At 73.0% G+C, this 17,801-nt stretch carries 16 protein-coding genes; 12 read left to right on the top strand and 4 right to left on the bottom strand.

The window, feature by feature from the left end:
• Window positions 1–58 precede the first annotated feature (58 nt).
• Window positions 59–1,252: an alanine racemase gene (alr, locus tag ACYVHQ_RS13950; RefSeq protein ID WP_460514074.1), complete on the bottom strand. Its 1,194-nt coding sequence runs from the start codon at window positions 1,250–1,252 to the stop codon at window positions 59–61.
• A gap of 296 nt (window positions 1,253–1,548) precedes the next feature.
• On the opposite strand from alr, the gene ACYVHQ_RS13945 reads away from it, so the two are divergent.
• The 6 genes from ACYVHQ_RS13945 (at window position 1,549) to ACYVHQ_RS13920 (ending at window position 8,998) form a co-directional block, all read left to right on the top strand.
• Window positions 1,549–2,580: a LacI family DNA-binding transcriptional regulator gene (locus ACYVHQ_RS13945; protein ID WP_460514072.1), complete on the top strand. Its 1,032-nt coding sequence runs from the start codon at window positions 1,549–1,551 to the stop codon at window positions 2,578–2,580.
• 121 nt (window positions 2,581–2,701) lie between these two features.
• Window positions 2,702–3,973: an ABC transporter substrate-binding protein gene (locus ACYVHQ_RS13940; protein ID WP_460514070.1), complete on the top strand. Its 1,272-nt coding sequence runs from the start codon at window positions 2,702–2,704 to the stop codon at window positions 3,971–3,973.
• Between the two features lie 76 nt (window positions 3,974–4,049).
• On the top strand, window positions 4,050–5,003 hold the full coding sequence (locus ACYVHQ_RS13935) for a carbohydrate ABC transporter permease (RefSeq protein WP_460514068.1): 954 nt from the start codon (window positions 4,050–4,052) through the stop codon (window positions 5,001–5,003).
• The gene (locus ACYVHQ_RS13930) at window positions 5,000–5,872 is read left to right on the top strand and encodes a carbohydrate ABC transporter permease (protein WP_460514066.1); all 873 of its coding nucleotides are present in this window, start codon (window positions 5,000–5,002) and stop codon (window positions 5,870–5,872) included. Before ACYVHQ_RS13935 ends, ACYVHQ_RS13930 begins: the two co-directional genes overlap by 4 nt.
• Before the next feature lie 53 nt (window positions 5,873–5,925).
• Entirely contained in the window at window positions 5,926–7,227 is a 1,302-nt protein-coding gene (locus tag ACYVHQ_RS13925) for a family 1 glycosylhydrolase (RefSeq protein WP_460514064.1), read from the top strand.
• Between the two features lie 88 nt (window positions 7,228–7,315).
• Window positions 7,316–8,998, top strand: a complete 1,683-nt coding sequence (locus tag ACYVHQ_RS13920) for a CBM35 domain-containing protein (protein WP_460514062.1) — start codon at window positions 7,316–7,318, stop codon at window positions 8,996–8,998.
• 135 nt (window positions 8,999–9,133) lie between these two features.
• On the opposite strand, the gene ACYVHQ_RS13915 is transcribed toward ACYVHQ_RS13920, so the two are convergent.
• Window positions 9,134–9,400 (bottom strand): hypothetical protein, encoded by a 267-nt coding sequence (locus ACYVHQ_RS13915; RefSeq protein ID WP_460514060.1) that lies wholly within the window; start codon window positions 9,398–9,400, stop codon window positions 9,134–9,136.
• A gap of 84 nt (window positions 9,401–9,484) precedes the next feature.
• Window positions 9,485–10,003, bottom strand: coding sequence for a hypothetical protein (locus ACYVHQ_RS13910; protein ID WP_460514058.1), 519 nt, complete (start codon window positions 10,001–10,003; stop codon window positions 9,485–9,487).
• 81 nt (window positions 10,004–10,084) lie between these two features.
• On the opposite strand from ACYVHQ_RS13910, the gene ACYVHQ_RS13905 reads away from it, so the two are divergent.
• The 5 genes from ACYVHQ_RS13905 to ACYVHQ_RS13885 all read left to right on the top strand — a co-directional run bounded on the left by ACYVHQ_RS13905 (window position 10,085) and on the right by ACYVHQ_RS13885 (window position 13,990).
• On the top strand, window positions 10,085–10,549 hold the full coding sequence (locus ACYVHQ_RS13905; RefSeq protein WP_460514056.1) for a heme-degrading domain-containing protein: 465 nt from the start codon (window positions 10,085–10,087) through the stop codon (window positions 10,547–10,549).
• A gap of 56 nt (window positions 10,550–10,605) precedes the next feature.
• Window positions 10,606–10,782 (top strand): hypothetical protein, encoded by a 177-nt coding sequence (locus ACYVHQ_RS13900; protein WP_460514054.1) that lies wholly within the window; start codon window positions 10,606–10,608, stop codon window positions 10,780–10,782.
• Between the two features lie 10 nt (window positions 10,783–10,792).
• On the top strand, window positions 10,793–11,167 hold the full coding sequence (locus ACYVHQ_RS13895; RefSeq protein ID WP_460514052.1) for an SdpI family protein: 375 nt from the start codon (window positions 10,793–10,795) through the stop codon (window positions 11,165–11,167).
• Between the two features lie 235 nt (window positions 11,168–11,402).
• Window positions 11,403–12,638: a Gfo/Idh/MocA family protein gene (locus ACYVHQ_RS13890; RefSeq protein ID WP_460514050.1), complete on the top strand. Its 1,236-nt coding sequence runs from the start codon at window positions 11,403–11,405 to the stop codon at window positions 12,636–12,638.
• A gap of 227 nt (window positions 12,639–12,865) precedes the next feature.
• Window positions 12,866–13,990 carry a LacI family DNA-binding transcriptional regulator gene (locus ACYVHQ_RS13885; protein WP_460514048.1) on the top strand — a complete coding sequence of 375 codons (1,125 nt, stop codon included), beginning with the start codon at window positions 12,866–12,868 and terminating at the stop codon, window positions 13,988–13,990.
• Window positions 13,991–14,235: 245 nt separating this feature from the next.
• On the opposite strand, the gene ACYVHQ_RS13880 is transcribed toward ACYVHQ_RS13885, so the two are convergent.
• Entirely contained in the window at window positions 14,236–15,930 is a 1,695-nt protein-coding gene (locus ACYVHQ_RS13880; RefSeq protein WP_460514046.1) for a ribonuclease J, read from the bottom strand.
• A gap of 251 nt (window positions 15,931–16,181) precedes the next feature.
• Between ACYVHQ_RS13880 and ACYVHQ_RS13875 the strand changes: the two genes are divergently transcribed.
• Complete coding sequence (locus ACYVHQ_RS13875) at window positions 16,182–17,780, top strand: xylulokinase (RefSeq protein ID WP_460514044.1); 1,599 nt, start codon at window positions 16,182–16,184, stop codon at window positions 17,778–17,780.
• The last annotated feature ends 21 nt before the right edge of the window (window positions 17,781–17,801 follow it).

The following is a 17,801-nucleotide window of genomic DNA, read 5'->3' as shown; positions in this document are numbered from 1 at the left end:
GATCTCCTCGATCGTCGGGGGAGCGGCGCCGGATCAGGGGCGTCGTGGTGAGGGGGCGTCAGGCGAGGACGCGACGGGGCGCGGGCGTCGGGGCGGAGGCGCAGGAGGCGGTGGGCTCGGCCGCCTCGACCGGCACCGGGATCCGCGCCACGCGGGAGACGCGGGAGCCGACGCTCGTGACGATGTCGTGCGGGATCGTCGCGGCCCAGGCCGCCCACTCGGCGACGGTCGGCTCGCCCGAGTCGCCCGGGCCGAAGACGGTGACCGGTTCGCCGGGGGCGATGCCCTCGCGGCCGACGTCGACGACGACCATGTCCATCGAGAACCGGCCCACCACGGGGTGCCGCCGGCCGCGGATCTGGACCTCGGCGCGACCGCCCGCGGTGCGGGGGAGGCCGTCGGCGTAGCCGAGGGGCAGCGTCGCGAGCGTCGTCGCCCGGTCGGTGACGTGGTCGTGGCCGTACCCGACGCCCGTGCCGGCGCCGACGGACCGGGTGAAGGCGACGGTCGTCGTCAGGGTCATCGCGGGGCGGAGCTCGTCGGTCGTGCCGCTCGGGTCGATGCCGAAGAGGCCCGCCCCGATGCGCGCCAGCGAGCAGCCCGTGCCGGCGCTGGCACCCGTGACCGTGCCCGCCGTGGCGGACAGGTGGAGCGCCGTCGGGCGCAGGCCGCGACGCCGAGCCGCGCGCAGGGCGTTGCGGTAGCGCAGCTCCTCGACGGCGGTGCGCTCGGCGCCGGGCTCGTCCGCCGACGAGAAGTGGCCCATCACGCCGACGACGTCGACGGCCCCGGCACGCTCGTGGTGCCGCGCCATCTCGCAGAGGGGTGCCCAGTGCGAGGCGTCCGCGCCGTCGCGGCTCATGCCGACGTCGATGAAGAGGTGCACGCGCGCCGCGACCCCGGCGCGGCGGCCCGCGGCGGCGATGGCGTGCAGCTGCCGCTCGTCGGAGACGGCGAGGTCGATGTCGGACCGCACGGCCGCGTCGACGTCGTCGTCGGGCGTGGTCACCCAGCACAGGACCGGCGTGCCGGTGGCAGCCGTCGCCTCGCGCACGGCCAGCGCCTCGGGCAGGGTCGCGAGGCCGAGCCAGGAGGCACCCGCGTCGAGGACCGTGCGGAGCACGTCGCCGTGTCCGAACGCGTCGTCCTTCACCACGGCCATGACGTCGCCCTCGACGTGGTCCACGAACCACCGCGTGTTGGAGGCGATGGCCTCGTGGTCGACGAACAGCTCTGCCGCTGCCGTCCTCATGCGTTCACCATGGACCTCACGCTAGGGAGGGCCGCGCGGCGGCCGAGTCGTCCGTGAGGATGCCCGGGGGCTCCCGGAGGACGATCCCGGGTCATCCTCCCGACCCCTGTCCGGCACCGGGCCGGGCCGGCCTCCCGGTGCCGGTGCGGCGGCAGCGAGGAGCGCTGCGCGCCCGGCCGCCCGGCCGCCCCTGTGCGAGACTCGCGCAGTGACCACGTCCAGCCGACCGCGCGCCCACGGGCGGAGGGGCCCCCGGGTGGTCCGCCGGGAGCGCGCCCGAGCCGCGGGGGACGGGCATGGCTGACGCGCCCCGGTCGACCCCGACGATGAGCGACGTCGCTGCCCTGGCGGGCGTGTCGAAGAAGACCGTCTCGAACGTGCTGTCGGGGTACGAGCACGTGTCGGACCGGATGCGGTCGCGCGTCATCGCCGCCGTGGACGAGCTCGGGTACGAGATCAACGTCTCGGCGAGGACCTTCCGGTCCGGTCGGTCGAAGGTCCTCGGCCTGGCCGTGCCGGAGTTGCGCCAGGCGTACTTCGCCGAGCTCGCCGACGCGGTGATCCGCGCGGCCGGGTCCCTCGGCTACACGGTGCTCGTCGAGCAGACCGCGAGCGGCGTCCGCGAGGCCGACGCGATCGGCAGGATGCGCGAGCACTCGATCGACGGCGTCATCTACAGCCCGTTGTCGGTCCGCCCGACCGACGCGGCAGCCCTCGAGGTGAACTTCCCGCTCGTCGTGCTGGGCGAGCCGGTCGAGGAGAGCGCGGCGACGTTCATCACGACGTCCAACGCGGCTGCCCTCCAGGAGGCCACGGCGCACCTCCTGGACGCCGGCCGCACCGCCATCGCGTTCGTGGGCGCTCGCCCGGCGGGGCCCACGAGGGCGGCGGAGGAACGGCTCCGCGGGTACCAGGACGCCCTGCGGGCGGCGGGCGTGGACGGTCGGCCCGAGTGGATCGTCCCGACCGCGCTGTGGCACCGGGCCGACGGCGCTGCCGCCGCGCGGCACCTCCTGGCGTCCGGCGCGGTGGTGGACGGCATCGTCTGCTGCAACGACGCGCTCGCCCTGGGGGTCATGAGCGCTGTGCAGCTCGCCGGCCGGTCGGTGCCCGACGACGTCGCCGTGGTCGGCTTCGACGACATCGAGGAGGCGGCCTTCGCGACCCCGGCCCTCACCACGGTCTCCGCCGACCTGGACCGACTGGCGACGACGGCCGTGGAGAAGGTCGTGGCACAGCTCGAGGGGGAGGCGCCCTCGGGGCCCGGCGTCGTGCTCTCCCCGCACAGGCTCGTCGTCCGGGCGTCGTCGGGAGCACCGCGCACGTAGCGGCTCCACCGGTTGCTTGACAAGCGACCGTGCCCCGGCTAGCGTCCCGATTTACACCGGTGTAAATCTGGTGCAGACGAGGTTCCCCACATCGACGTGCGGAACGGATGGCAGGTGTTCGATGAAGAAGCACATCGCAGTCGTCGCGCTGGCAGCAGCAGCGACGATCTCCCTCGCCGGATGCTCCGGCCAGTCCGGTCAGGCAGGCCCTCCCGAGGGCGGCCACGTCGACCTGACGTTCTGGCACGGGTACACCGAGGCCGACGGCGAGGTCCTCGACGGGATCGTCCAGGACTTCAACGACTCCCAGGACGACGTCACGATCACGACCCAGACGAAGACCTGGGCGGTCATCGACGACACCGTCCTGCCCGCGCTGTCGGCGGGGGAGGGCCCCGACCTCCTCGCCATGACGGCGGACCGCCTGCCGGTCTACGCCGAGAAGAAGGCGCTCGTCGACCTCGGCGACTTCTACGCGGACGGGTCGAACGGCACCGACGCGCTCAAGGAGCAGGCCGTCGCCATGGAGACCGTCGGCGGGCGGCAGTACGGCGTCCCGAGCGGGTTCGTCCCGCTGTCCGTCGTCTACAACAAGACCCTCTTCGCCGAGGCGGGCATCACCGAGTTCCCGACGACCTGGGACGAGTGGGTCGCCGACGCCAAGGCGCTCACGAAGGACGCCGACGGCGACGGCACCCCCGAGCAGTACGGCCTCGTGCTGCCCGACCACCAGACGGTCGGCAACGGCATCTGGCCGAGCCTCTTCGCCGGCAACGGCGGCTCGATCACGAACGAGGACGGCACGGCGTCGACGATCGACTCGGCCGAGAACCGGGAGACGCTCGAGTACTGGACGAAGGCGGTGCAGGAGGACCGGATCTCGCCCACCGGCGTCGACGGCATCGCCGCCGACAAGCTCTTCACGGCGGGCAAGGCCGCCATGGAGATCGGCGGGCCGTGGATGGCCGCCGTCGCCGAGGGCGCAGGGATCGACTACGGCATCGCGGCGATCCCCGCCGGTCCGGAGGCCCAGGCCGCCTCGGCGATCGGGATCTCGCTCGGCATCACGGCCCAGACCGACGAGGCGCACCAGGCGGCTGCGGAGCAGTTCCTCGCCTACTTCACCGAGAAGTCCGTCGCCACGACCTGGGCGCTCGGCTCCGGCTGGCCCCCTCTGCGCACCGACATCTCCGCCGACGACGTCGACGAGAACCCGACCGTGGCGACGCTCACCGGGCTCCCCGGGACGACGCTCCCCCTCCTGCCGGGAGTCGTGAACAGCGCCGACGTGCTGACCGCGATCGACACGGCCACCCAGAAGGCCCTCGCGGGCGGCGACCCCGCCGAGCTGCTGGCAGCCGCCGACGCCGACGTGCAGTCGGCCCTCGAGTAGCACCGCGCTGACGGGGCCGGGGCCGCACGGCCCCGGCCCCGGCCCCGCCCCTGCCCCTGCCCGACGGAGAAGGACCATGACCACGACACAGATCGACCGCCGTCGCCCGTACCGGCCACCGGCGCCGCTCGGGGGACGCGCCCCGATCGGCGGGACGTTCCGCCGCCGCGCCGCCATCGTCGGGTTCCTCGGCCCGGCGATCGTCATCCTGGGGGCCTTCGTCCTCTGGCCCATGCTGTCGGCGCTGCAGCTCTCGTTCACCGACGCGAGCGGCTTCGGGGACCCGGAGTTCATCGGGCTCGCGAACTACGAGCGCGTCTTCACCGACCCGGACGTCCTGCGCTCCATCGGCAACACCGCCCTCTACGCCGTGCTCTTCACGCCGGTCGCCATCGCCGTCGCGCTGGCGCTCGCCCTCGTGCTGAACCACCCGGGCCTGCCCTTCCGGGGCGCCTTCCGGTCGGCGCTGTTCCTCCCGTTCATCGTCTCGCTCGCCGTCGCCGCGTTCGCCTGGTCCTACCTGCTCGACCCGCAGATCGGCCTCCTGAACCACTGGCTCCAGATCGTCGGCATCCGCCTCGGCAACGTCCTGCAGGACCCGACGCTCGCGATGCCGACGGTGGTGCTGGTCGCGGTGTGGAAGAGCTTCGGCTTCTACATGGTGATCTTCCTCGCCGGCCTGCAGGAGATCCCCGCGAGCCTCTACGAGGCCGCGCAGCTCGACGGGGCCGGTGCCCGACAGCGGTTCGCGAACATCACGTTCCCCATGCTGAGCAACACCCTGGCCTTCGTCGTGATCGTCGCCCTCATCGCGGCCCTCCAGGCCTTCGACCAGATCTACGTGCTCACCGGTGGAGGCCCGTTCCGCTCGACCGAGACGATCGTCATGCAGGTGTACGAGTCGGGCTTCAGGGACCTCGACATCGGCTTCGCCTCGGCGCTCGCGTACGTGCTGCTCCTCGCGACGCTGCTGCTGAGCCTCGTGCAGTTCCTGTTCTTCGGCAAGCGCGGAGAGGACACCGCCTCGTGACCGCACTGTCCCGCCCCGCCGTGGTCCCCGCCCGCCGTCGCGCGGCGCGCAGGGCCCCGTCGCTGAGGTGGCTCGGCTTCGCCGCCGTGCTCCTCGTGACCGCGTCCGTGCTGCTGCCGGTGCTCATCATCGTCTTCACGGCCTTCAAGCCGGCGAGCGAGGTGAACGCCTACCCGCCGACGCTGTTCCCTCACGCGTGGACGCTCGACAACTTCCGGGCGATCTTCGACCAGCTCCCGTTCGGCAGGCTCGTCCTCAACAGCTTCGCCTTCGCCGGCGGCGTCACGGTCTTCGCGCTCGCCTTCGACTCGCTCGCCGCGTACGCCCTCGCCCGCCTCGACTTCCGGGGCAGCAAGGTGCTGCTGATCGTGATCATCGCCAGCCTGATGATCCCGTTCCAGGCGACGCTGATCCCCATCTACCAGCTGGTCTCCGACCTCGGGTGGGTCAACACGTTCGCCGGCCTCATCGCCCCCCGCGCCGCCGACGCCTTCGGGATCTTCTTCCTCCGGCAGTTCTTCCTGGCGCTGCCCCGCGACCTCGACAACGCCGCACGCATCGACGGGGCCTCGGAGTGGCGGATCTTCCGCAGCATCGTCCTCCCCAACGCCGTGCCGGCGCTGCTCACGCTGGGCATCTTCACCTTCGTCAACAACTGGAACGACCTCCTCTGGCCGCTGGTGTTCACCACCGACCAGAGCATGGGCACCATCACGTCGGGCCTGACGCTCCTGACCGGCCCCGGCGGGATCATCCCGCAGGGCGTGATGATGGCCGGCGCCCTCATCGCCGTCCTGCCCCTCGCGGTCATGTTCCTGCTCGTGCAACGGCGCTTCATCGAGAGCGTCGCCAGCACGGGCCTCAAGTGATCCCCGCCACCGGCGCGCACCGCGCCCGCGACACCTCCACGGAACGAGGCACCATGCACTGGTCCACCGACGGGCGACTGCACTTCGCCCTGGGCATCGAGGACACCTTCGTCCCCCAGGCCCGACCGGGCGAACGCCCGATCGACGAGTACGAGCTCACCGACCACTACCGCCGGTACGCCTCCGACCTCGGCCTCGCCGTCGACGTCGGTGCCGAGCTGCTCCGCTGGGGCGTGCCCTGGTACCGCGTCGCCCCCGCACCCGGCGTCTGGGACTGGTCGTGGGTCGACGGCGTGATGCGGCGCTTCCGGGAGACGGGCCTGACGCCCGTCGTGGACCTCCTGCACTACGGCACCCCCCTCTGGCTCGAGGGCCAGTTCGCCCACCCCGACTACGCCCGGCACGTCACCGAGTACGCCGCACGGTTCGCCGCCCGCTACGGCGACGTCGCCACGGACTACACGCCCGTGAACGAGCCCGTGATCCACGCGCTGTTCTCGGGGGAGTACGGCTACTGGCCCCCGTACCTCACGGGCGCCGAGGGCTCGGCGCGCATCGCCACGGCCCTCGCGAAGGGCTTCGTGTCGACGCAGCGCGCGATCGCCGCGGAGCTCGGCGACGCCGCGCGCTTCGTGCACGTCGAGGCCGGCATCCGCTACGTCGGCGACGTCGACGCCCCCGAGCACCGCGAGACGGTCGAGCGCCTCCGCGCCCAGGCGTTCCTCGTCGAGGACCTCGTCACCGGCAGGGTGGGCACGGACCACCCGCTCGCCGGGCGGCTGCGCTCCGGCGGGGCCACCGACGCCGACCTGGACTGGTTCCGCGAGCACGCGGTGCAGCCCGACGTGATGGGCGTCAACTACTACCCGCGGCACTCGACGGAGGTCTTCGAGCGCGGCGTGCACCACGGGGGCGGCTTCGCCGACCCGCGGCCCTACGAGGACTCCGGCACGGAGGGGCTGCGCGACGTGCTCACCACCTACGCCGAGCGCTACGGAGCGCCCGTGATGCTCACCGAGACCTGCGTCACGGGCACGGTCGACGAGCGGGTGGCCTGGCTCGACGAGTCCGTGGCGCTGGTCCACGAGATGCGCGCGGAGGGGGCGCCCGTCGTCGGCTACACCTGGTGGCCGCTCTTCGACATGTACGAGTGGACCTGGCGCCACACGGACGCACCCCGGCGGGATCACCTCCTGACGATGGGGCTGTTCGACCTCGTCGAGGACGGCACGGGCGGCCTGGACCGCCGCCGCAACCCGGTCGCCGACGCCTTCGCCCGGCAGGCACGGGCGGCGCGCACGGCAGGGCCGTCGCAGGCACTGATCAGCTCCTCCCCCCTCGCCACCACCTCCTGAGGAGGCGAGGCGCAGGAGGCCCGACCGCCCGGTCGTGCCTCCTGCGCGACCTCGACGACCACGACCACCCCCTACCGAACGGAGCACCATGTCCCTCCGCACCGACGCCGTCCTGGCGCCGCGCCGACGTCGCACGATCGCCCTCGCGACCGCAGCCACCGTCGCCGCCCTCCTGGTCTCCCTGGTGGGACCGGCACCCGGCCCCGCGAACGCCGTCACCACCGGCAACGGAGCCCTCGTCTACTCGCCCGCCGCCGGCACCTCCTTCAACCCCGAGGGCGGCCGCGCAGCAGGTACCACCTATGCCAAGAACATCGTCCTCAAGAACAGCGGCGCCGCCAACGGGCAGCAGTTCGTGACGTTCGACCAGCTCGTGCTCGAGAACGGCGTGCAGGTCTACCCGATCTACCGGAGCACCGACAACGGCACCTCGTGGTCCCGGGTCGCGGCGGTGAGGCCCAGCGCCCAGTTCCCGGCCCTCACCCGCACGGCGCAGCCCTCGCTGTACGAGACGCCGATCCAGATCGGGTCGATGCCCGCTGGCACCCTGCTGCTGAGCGGCATGATCATGCCCGCGGACAGGTCGAGCAGCCGACTCGTCCTCTACAAGAGCCTCGACCGGGGCCTGACGTGGTCCTTCGTCAGCACCGTCGACTCCGGCGGACCCGCCACGTACGACCCGAGCCCGACATCGACGACCACGACCGTCTGGGAGCCCTCCGTCGCAGTCGATGCGAACGGCGGCCTCGTCACGTACTTCTCCGACGAACGGCAGAAGGCGAGGGGCGTGCTGCAGGCGATCAGCTACCGGCGATCGACCGACGGCGGAGCCACCTGGGGGCCGCTCGTCAACGTGTCGGCACCGACGAACAGGAGCGACCGGCCGGGGATGATCACCGTGACCCGCGTCCCCAACGGCAACTACATCGCGACGTTCGAGGTCGTCAACCGCCCCAGCCAGTCGAAGAACACGGCGCCCGTGTACTACAAGACGTCGCCCGACGGGCTCACCTGGACGCCGGAGACGAGCATCGGGACGAAGCTCGCGTTCGCGGACGGTCGCGGGATCGGCTCCTCGCCCGAGGTGCGCTGGGTGCCGGAGGACGGCAACCCGAACGGGATGGTCGTCGTGTCGTCGAAGTGGTCGCTGGACAGCACCGGCACCATCGACGGCGGCCAGAACTTCGCCGTCAACCGGAACCAGGGCGCGGGCACCTGGGAGCCGCTGCCCTACGCGGTCACCTACGACGCCCGCGACACGGAAGGCGGCACGTTCAGCGGCTTCGCGCAGGGCTTCGACTCGAGTGCCGACGGCCGGACGATCTACCAGGCGACGAACGTCGAGAACCTCCGCACCACGTACAACGACATCCGCGTCGGGTCGATCCCGATCAACGCGCAACGGTACGAGGCCGAGGCGGCGACGCGGACCGACACGAGCACCGTCACGCAGGTCGACGCGAGCGGCGGCGCCAAGGTGGGCAACATCAACGACGCCACCAGCAAGGTGCAGTTCACCGTCACGGCCGCCACCACCGGCACCTACACGATGAACGTCCGCTACGACAACGGCAGCGGGACGGCGAGCACCCACGGCGTGTCCGTGAACGGCGGCGCGATCTCCGCCATCTCCTACGCGCCGACCGCCAACTGGGGTCGCTTCGGGTGGGCCCAGAAGACGGTCACCCTCAGGGCGGGCACCAACACGATCGCGTTCACCAAGGGGACGGGCTTCGCCGAGCTCGACCAGATTCAGCTCCACCGACCCTGACGTCGCTCGGCAGGCCGGGCCGGACGCCCTCGACCCCTGGTCGCAGGGCGTCCGGCTCGACCGGGGCATCCTGGTCGACCCGGCGCCCGGTCGCCGGTGCCGAGGGCTACGGGCGGGCGTCGTGCCGCCTTGGACCTATCGGGGCGCCCCGTGGCCGTCGCCCCCGTCAGGTGCGCCGATCCGCGATCGGTCGTCCACGGCAGCCCGTCGGCGTTCTTGCCACGCGGCCCACGCGATGAAGGTCACGTTCCCGCCGATGACGACGCCCACGCTCAGCCCGGAGAAGAGGGGCCGCTGGTCGAGGGCCATGCCCACCGCCCAGAGGGCGAAGGCGACCAGCACGACCACCACGCGGAACCGCCACGGCGTGCGCGTGCCCATCCAGCCCCAAGAGTGTCGCATCAGGACACGCTAGCTCCTGGTCGCGGGCGGGGACAGGCCCCGGGCAGCGGTCGTCCCGCGCCGGAATCCTCGCCCGCGCCGCGCTCAGTCTCCCGTCGACCCGAGCCCCGGCTCGAACGTGTGCCCCGACAGCGGCGCGTACGCGACCCACCTGCCGCCGCCGTCTGCCACGGCCGCCCTGATCCTCGCGTGCTCGGCCCGCGCCTCCTGCGCCCACGCGCGGAACCGCGCGGCCGCCCGCGGCTGCGTCGCCTCCTGCTCGGACGAGACGCGCTCTCGGCACGGGCCTCCGTCGGGCGCCACCCTGTGGGTCGCCTCGACCTCGACGACGAACGGTGCCCCGAGCGCGTCCGTGATCCGCTGCGCCAGCGCGACCCCTCGGCGGCGGTGCTCGATCTCGGGCTCGTCCGCGATCCACTCGAAGTCCTCGCGGTCACGGGACGAGTACCACTCCGCGTCCCACCGCCGCAGGTCGTCCGTGAGATCGGCGTCGAAGCCCATCTCGTCCCAGTCGCGCGGCTCTGAGAACCACACGGGCGACGCGGCGTGGTCGACGAACAGGCGCACGACGGTCGTCTCGGTCTCGGGTGCCTCGTCGTCCATGCCGCGAGGGTAGACCCCCGCCCCCGCTACGGTGTCACCAGACGCCGCCGTCCCGGGCGACGCCGACCGCAGGAGGCCCCCGTGCCCGAGTCCACCGTCGCCGAGCTCGAGGCCCACGAGGCCGAGCTCGTGCTCCCCGCCTTCGACCACGACGACGCCCGTCGCCTCGGCGAGATCGTCACCGCCCTGGCCGTCGAGGGCGGCCACCCCGTCGTCGTCGACATCAGGAGGCCGGGGCTGGTCCTGTACCGCACGTCGCTGCCCGGCACGCGCCCGGACCACGAGCAGTGGGTGCAGCGCAAGGCCGCGGTCGTCGCCCGCATGGAGCAGAGCAGCGCCCTCGTCGCCGCACGCGACGCGGCCGCCGGGACCGACGTCACGACCGCCGGCTGGCCCGCCGACGAGTACGCGGTCACCGGGGGAGCGTTCCCGATCCGCGTCGCCGGCACCGGCGTCGTCGCGGTGATCACGGCCTCCGGCCTCACCTCGCAGGAGGACCACGACCTCGTCGTCGAGGGGTTGCGCCGGTTCCTCGCCGAGCCGTGATGTGACGATCTCTCAGTGCACCGGGTAGCGTGGTCACCTCGAGCGAGGGGGCACGCGTGGGCATCGGCGTCTTCCTGGCACTGCTGGCGGCGATCTTCGTCGTCCTGGGCGTCCTGTTCGTCCGGAAGCGGACCACCGGCGGCCTCGTGGGAGGCATCGTGCTGTTCGTCCTCGCGACCTTCGTCGGCCACGTCGCGGTCGCGCTCCTGGTCGTCGGAGCGATCCTCGCCTAGCGTCGAGGGCATGGGCGACGAGCTGCTGCTGCGGATCGTGCTGTTCGCCGTCATGGCGGGATCGGGCCTCCTGCTCGTGTGGATGGCCCGTGCCACCGCGTCGGGGCGCCTGGGGCGCAACGCGATCGCTGGCATCCGGATCCCGAGCACCCTGGCCAGCGACGAGGCGTGGCTGGCCGCGCACCGGCGTGCGGAGCGGCCGACGGTCCTCGTCGGCGTCGCCGGGATCGTCGGCGGCCTGGTCGCGGCCCTCCTGCCGCTGCCGACGCCGGTGCTCGTGGGCATCCTCTTCGCCTGGTGCGCCGTGATGCTCGTGGTGGTCCTCTACGCCGCACGTGTCGGCAGCCGCGCCGCGCTCCGGGCCACCCAGGCGTCGGACGACTGAGCACGGAGCCGCCCCGCCCGCAGGAGGAGCGTCCCGGCTCGGTGTTCTACTCGCGTTGCGCGTGCCCCTGTTCCCCCCTTAAGTGCGACGTCTGAACGTGTCTACCCGGGTTGCGCTGAGTGCTGCGACCCTGCCAGACTCGCCCCACCACGATCGCGACGCCGCGACGGACGCCGTCCCCGGCGCGATCGGGCCCACCCCGAGCCGCGCGCGGCTCCGTCCCGAAAGGTCGCCCATGCTCTCCCTCGGCATCGTCGGAGCCGGCCAGTTCGCCGGCCACTTCACCAAGATGTTCGCCGCCCACCCCGACGTGTCCCGCACGGTCGTCACGGACCTCCTGCCGGAACGCGCCGCCGAGCTCGCGCAGCAGCTCGACGGCAGCGAGACCGTCGAGTCGTTCGAGGCGCTGCTCGCCTCCGACGTCGACGCCGTCGCGATCTTCACCCAGCGCTGGACGCACGGCCCCCTCGTCACCGCCGCCCTGCGCGCCGGCAAGCACGTCTACTCGGCCGTGCCCATGGCCTTCGAGGAGGACGAGATCCGCGAGATCGTCGACCTCGTCACCGAGACCGGCCTGACCTACATGATGGGCGAGACCAGCTGGTACAACCCGGCCGTCGTCTTCGCCCGCGCGAAGGTCGAGGAGGGCGCCTTCGGTCGCATCGTCTACGCCGAGGGCGACTACCTGCACGACATGGACCTCGGCTTCTACGACGCCTACCGCTACAGCGGCGGGGAGGACTGGAAGGCCACCGCGTCGTTCCCGCCCATGCACTACCCGACGCACGGCCTCGGCGGGGTGCTCGGCGGCGTGCCCGGCCACGTCGTCAGCGTCAGCTGCACGGGCATCCGCGACCAGCTCGGCGACGGCGTCTTCGACACCGAGGTGTCGCAGTTCGGCAACGACTTCTCGAACGCGATCGCCCTCTTCGAGCTCGACAACGGCGGCGTCGTGCGCCTCGCCGAGATGCGCCGCGTCGGCTACCCGTCGCAGCTGCGCGAGTCGCGGTTCCGCTGGTTCGGCACCGAGGCCAGCTTCGAGCAGCTCGCCACCGTCTCGCTCTGGCAGGACAAGCACGACGTCACCGACGTCAGCGAGCAGCTGAGGACCGTGCCGACGATGTCGCTCGACGACCCCTCCCTCGCCGACATCGCCCCCGAGCTGCGCGAGTCGTTCGTGTCGGGCCTCGCCGCCGTGCACGACGTCGAGCGCCTCCCCGAGGAGCTCCTCGCCCTCCCGACGGGCCACGAGGGCAGCCACCACTTCCTGGTCGACGACTTCGTGCGCGCCGCCGTCGACGGCACCCTCCCGCCCGTCAACGCCTGGGTCGCGGCCCGCCTCACCCTGCCCGGCATCATCGCGCACCGGTCCGCGCAGCAGGGCGGCGCCCGGCTGGCCGTGCCGGACCTGGGCGACGCACCCGTCGCCGTCGGGGAGCCGCTGCCGCGCACGGCGGCCGCGCGCGCCTGACCCGCCGGGGCGGGCCTCCTGCGGCTGCCGCGCACGGCGGCCGCGCGCGCCATCGCGGTGGCTTTCTCGCACCCCGGTGCGAACGTTCGCACCGCCGTGCCAGATCCGCACCGCGGTGCCGCAGGAGGCCCGCCCCGCCCCGCCACGGCAGCCCGCCCCGCCCCGGCCGGGCTGGATAGGATCCGTGTCTGACCCGCCCGCCCGGGCCCGCGACGAGGAGGTGCCTGGTGCACGACGACACCGCGCCCGACGACACCGCGCCCGCCGCACCCGACGACGGCGCACCCCTCGACGAGGCCGGACCCTCCTCGGGCGGCCGGCCCGCGCCTCCTGCCGGTCGGGTCACCCGGGCCGACGTCGCGCGGTACGCGGGCGTCTCGGGCGCCGTCGTCAGCTACGTCGTCAACGGCGGCCCGCGTCCGGTGGCACCCGCGACCCGGGAGCGCGTGCTGCACGCCGTGCGCGCCCTCGGCTACCGGCCGAACGCGACCGCCCGCGCCCTCAGCAAGGGTTCGACCGGGCTGCTCGGCCTCGTCGTGCCGCGCATCGACAACCCGCACTTCGGCGAGCTCGCCGTGGCGCTCGAGCACGCGGCGCTCGAGCGCGGCTACGGCCTGCTGCTCGCGAACAGCGGGTCCGAGCAGGAGTCCGAACGACGCGACATCGTCGACCTCGCGTCGCGGCAGGTGGACGGCCTGGTGCTCGTCACCGGCCTCGGGCGGCACGACCTGGCCGCGCTGCCGCTCGAGGGGATCCCCACGGTGCTGGTGAACACGTTCCGCGACGTGGAGGGGTTCACGAGCGTCGGCGTCGACGCGTTCGAGGGCGCCGCCGACGCGGTGCGGCACCTCGCCGGGCACGGGCACCGCTCGGTGGCGCTCGTCATCGGCGAGCACGCCGGCGACGCCGAGCAGCGCGAGCGGGGGTGGCTGCACGGCTCACGCGAGTCGGGGCTCGTCGACGGGCCGATCGCCCGCGAGCCCTTCACCCGTGAGGGCGGCCACCGCGCGGGCCTGCGCCTCTTCGACACGGCGACCCCACCGACCGCGGTCTTCTGCAGCTCGGACCTCCAGGCCCTCGGCGTGCTGCACGCCCTCTGGGAGCTCGGCCTCGAGGTGCCCCGCGACGTCGCCGTCGTCTCGTTCGACGGCACCGCGGACACGGCCTACCTCAACCCTCCGCTGACGGTCGTCGAGCAGCCCCTGGCGGCCATGAGCCGTCGCGCCGTCGAGCTGCTGCTCGACCCGCCCGCAGGAGGCACGACCACGACCGTCGTCGAACCGGCCGCGCTCGTGCTGCGCCGCTCCTGCGGCTGCGGTCCGGACGCCCCGCGCGGGCGGTCCCGGGCCTGACCGGCGGCGGGTGCACCGCGCCGCGGGCGCCCGCGCGTCGTGTCGCGGGTGCACCGCGCCGCTCTGCGACGGGCGCACCGCGGTGCCTTCCTCGCACCGCGGTGCGTTCTCTCGCACCGTGGTGCGAGGAAAGCACCGCGATGAGGCGGAGGCGGGGGCGGAGGCGTCAGCGGAGGCGGAGGCGGACGACGCAGGAGGCCCCCGGCGCGTGCCGGGGGCCTCCTGCGGTGCGGACGTGCGCGACGTCAGTCGGCGTCGATCACGACGGTCGTGATGACCGGCGTGCGGCGGTGGCGGCGCAGGAACCAGCGGCTCAGGCCGTCCTCGATGGCCTGCTCGGCGGCCTCGCCGTCGATCTTGCCGCGCGAGGTGGCCTGCTGGAGGGCCTTCTCGGCGACCTCCTCGGCCTGCGACTCCCAGCCGGCGGCCTCGACGAAGCCGCGCGTGATGAGCTCGATGGGCTCGACGAGCTTCTGGGTGCCCTCGTCGAAGATGCCGAGCACCGTGATGTGGCCCTCCTCGGCGAGCGAGACGCGCTCCTTGAGGGCGTCCTCCGTGGCGACGCCGATGGTCTGGCCGTCGACGAACACGTAGGGCGCGGGGATGCGGCCGGCGACGCTGGCGCGCCCGCGGTCGAGGTCGACGACGACGCCGTCCTCGACGACGAGGACCCGGTCCTCCGGCACGCCGGTCTGGACCGCGAGCTCGGCGTTGGCGACGAGGTGGCGCCACTCGCCGTGCACGGGCAGCACGTTCTTCGGCTTGACGATGTTGTAGCAGTAGGTGAGCTCGCCGGCGCTGGCGTGGCCGGAGACGTGCACCTTGGCGTTGCCCTTGTGCACGACGGTCGCGCCCCAGCGGATGAGCCCGTTGATGACGCCGTAGATGGCGTTCTCGTTGCCGGGGATCAGCGAGCTGGCCAGGAGGATCGTGTCGCCCTCGCCCACCTTGATGATGTGCTCGCGCTTGGCCATGCGCGACAGCGCGGCCATCGGCTCGCCCTGGGAGCCGGTGCAGATGAGCACGACCTTCTTGTCGGGCAGGTTGCCGAGCTGCTTGAGGTCGACGACGAGGCCGTCGGGGATGTTCAGGTAGCCGAGGTCGGACGCGATGCCCATGTTGCGCACCATCGAGCGGCCGACGAACGCGACCTTGCGGCCGTGCTTGTGGGCGGTGTCGAGCACCTGCTGGATGCGGTGCACGTGGCTGGCGAAGCTCGACACGACGATGCGCTTGGGCGCCTCGCGGAAGACGCGGTCGATGGCCGCGCCGAGGTCCTTCTCGGCGGTCGTGAAGCCGGGCACCTCGGCGTTGGTCGAGTCCGTCATGAACAGGTCGACGCCCTCGTCGCCCAGGCGGGCGAAGTGGTTGAGGTCGGTGATGCGCTTGTCCATCGGGAACTGGTCCATCTTGAAGTCGCCCGTGTGGAGGACGAGCCCGGCGCTCGTGCGGAGCGCGACGGCGAGGCCGTCGGGGATGGAGTGGTTCACGGCGACGAACTCGAGGTCGAAGGGGCCGGCCTGGTGGTGGTCGCCGGCCGCGACCTCGACGGTCTTCGGGGTGATCTTGTGCTCCTGCAGCTTCGCCGTGATGAAGGCGAGCGTGAGCTTGGAGCCGACCAGGGGGATGTCGGGGCGCTCCTTGAGGAGGTAGGGGACCGCGCCGATGTGGTCCTCGTGGCCGTGCGTGAGCACGATCGCCTCGACGTCGCGCAGGCGGTCCCGCAGCGGCGTGAAGTCGGGGAGGATCACGTCGATGCCGGGCTGCGTCTCCTCCGGGAAGAGCACGCCGCAGTCGACGACGACGAGCTTGCCCTTGTGCTCGAAGAGGGTCATGTTGCGGCCGACGTCGCCGAGGCCGCCGAGCGGCGTGATGCGCATGGCGCCGCGCTTGAGGGGCTGGGGCTTCTTGAGGTCGAGGGCGTGCTTGGTCTGGGTCATGGATGTCCTTGCTCGTGACGGTGCGGGTCACGCACGCGGAGGTCGGGAGCGGCGACGGAGGCGGGTCGTGCCCGCTCGGCCCGTGCCGCCCGAGGGCACCGGTGCGGTGACGGAGGGCGTGGCCTGGCGCACGATCTCCTCGCCTCGAGGCAGTCGTGCTGCGTCAAGGGTCCCACGAGATCGGCCCTTTCGTGGCCTCCGGTGCCCGGCAGTATGATGTGAGCGCTCACATCGAACAGAGGAGTCCGACCTTGAGCGTTCAGGAACGTACCGACAGCATCCGCGCGGGGCGCACGACGCTCGGCATCGAGCTCGGGTCCACCCGCATCAAGGCCTCCCTGGTCGACGAGCACCTCGTGCCGATCGCCTCGGGCAGCCACGAGTGGGAGAACGAGCTCGTCGACGGGCGCTGGACCTACTCCCTCGACGACGTCCGGTCCGGGCTGCAGGCCTGCTACGCGGACCTCGTGCGCGACGTGGAGGACCAGTACGGCCTCCTGCCCGAGACCTACCGCGCGATCGGCGTCTCGGCGATGATGCACGGCTACCTCGCCTTCGACGCCGACGACGAGCTGCTCGTGCCCTTCCGCACCTGGCGCAACACGTCGACCGGCCCCGCCTCGGAGGCGCTGAGCTCGGCCCTCGACTTCGCCGTGCCGCTGCGCTGGACGATCGCGCACCTGTACCAGGCCGTCCTCGACGACGAGCCGCACGTCGCCGACCTCGTCTCGGTCACCACCCTGGCCGGTCACGTCCACCGTGCGCTCACCGGGCGCGACGTGCTCGGCGTGGGCGACGCCTCCGGCGTGTTCCCCATCGACCCGGCGACGCGCGACTACGACGCCCGCATGCTCGGCGTCGCGCAGGGCCTGATCGCCGAGCGGGCGCCGCACCTGACGCTCACCGAGCTGCTGCCCGAGGTGCTCGTCGCGGGGCAGGAGGCCGGACGCCTGACCGCGGCGGGCGCGCGGCTCCTCGACCCCACCGGCACCCTCCGCGAGGGCGTCCCGTTCGCCCCGCCCGAGGGCGACGCCGGGACCGGCATGGTGGCCACGAACGCCGTCGCTCCCCGCACGGGCAACGTCAGCGTGGGCACGAGCATCTTCGCGATGGTCGTGCTCGAGGAGCCCCTGGCCGCCCCGCACGCCGAGCTCGACGTGGTGACCACGCCCTCCGGCGACGCCGTGGCGATGGTGCACTGCAACAACGGCGCCAGCGAGATCGCCGCCTGGGCGCGCGTGTTCGCCCGTTTCGCCGAGGCGTCGGGCCACCCGCTCGAGATGGACGAGGTCTACGCCGCGATGCTCGACGAGGCGCTCGCCGCCGACGGCGACGCGGGCGGCCTGCTGTCGTACAACTTCCTCTCGGGCGAGCCCGTCGCGGGCGTCGACGACGGCCGCCCGCTGCTGCTGCGCTCGCCGGGCGGCAGCTTCACGCTCGGCGACCTCGTGCGCAGCGAGGTCCAGGCCGCGTTCGCCACGCTCAGCGTCGGCATGGAGGTGCTCGCCGGCGAGGGCGTCGCCGTCGACCGGATCCTCGCCCACGGCGGGCTCTTCCGCACCCCCGGCGCCCCGCAGCAGCTGCTCGCGGCCGCGCTGCGCGTGCCCGTGGCGCTCCGGCTCACCGCCAGCGAGGGCGGCGCCTGGGGCATGGCCGTGCTCGCCGCGTACCTCGACGAGGCCGAGGGCACGTCGCTGTCCGAGTACCTCGACGGCACCGTCTTCGGCGGCGACGCCGTGCACGTCGTCGAGCCGGTGCAGGAGGACGTGGCCGGGTTCGCCTCCTACCTCGCCCGGTGGCGCGAGGGGCTGGCCCTGCAGGCCGTGGCCGCTCGGGTCACGACCCCGTAGCCCGGGAGCCGGGCCGCCCGC

This window comes from Frigoribacterium salinisoli (genome assembly GCF_054781095.1).
Note: the sequence above shows the minus strand (reverse complement) of the source record. Positions and strands in the feature narration are given on the sequence as shown.

Coding starts and splice junctions, on each gene's coding strand:
- ACYVHQ_RS13880 (WP_460514046.1), bottom strand. CDS start 15,930: ATGACCCAGACCAAGCACGCCCTCGACCTCAAGAAGCCCCAGCCCCTC.
- ACYVHQ_RS13935 (WP_460514068.1), top strand. CDS start 4,050: ATGACCACGACACAGATCGACCGCCGTCGCCCGTACCGGCCACCGGCG.
- ACYVHQ_RS13925 (WP_460514064.1), top strand. CDS start 5,926: ATGCACTGGTCCACCGACGGGCGACTGCACTTCGCCCTGGGCATCGAG.
- ACYVHQ_RS13945 (WP_460514072.1), top strand. CDS start 1,549: ATGGCTGACGCGCCCCGGTCGACCCCGACGATGAGCGACGTCGCTGCC.
- ACYVHQ_RS13920 (WP_460514062.1), top strand. CDS start 7,316: ATGTCCCTCCGCACCGACGCCGTCCTGGCGCCGCGCCGACGTCGCACG.
- ACYVHQ_RS13890 (WP_460514050.1), top strand. CDS start 11,403: ATGCTCTCCCTCGGCATCGTCGGAGCCGGCCAGTTCGCCGGCCACTTC.
- ACYVHQ_RS13910 (WP_460514058.1), bottom strand. CDS start 10,003: ATGGACGACGAGGCACCCGAGACCGAGACGACCGTCGTGCGCCTGTTC.
- ACYVHQ_RS13895 (WP_460514052.1), top strand. CDS start 10,793: ATGGGCGACGAGCTGCTGCTGCGGATCGTGCTGTTCGCCGTCATGGCG.
- ACYVHQ_RS13915 (WP_460514060.1), bottom strand. CDS start 9,400: ATGCGACACTCTTGGGGCTGGATGGGCACGCGCACGCCGTGGCGGTTC.
- ACYVHQ_RS13940 (WP_460514070.1), top strand. CDS start 2,702: ATGAAGAAGCACATCGCAGTCGTCGCGCTGGCAGCAGCAGCGACGATC.
- alr (WP_460514074.1), bottom strand. CDS start 1,252: ATGAGGACGGCAGCGGCAGAGCTGTTCGTCGACCACGAGGCCATCGCC.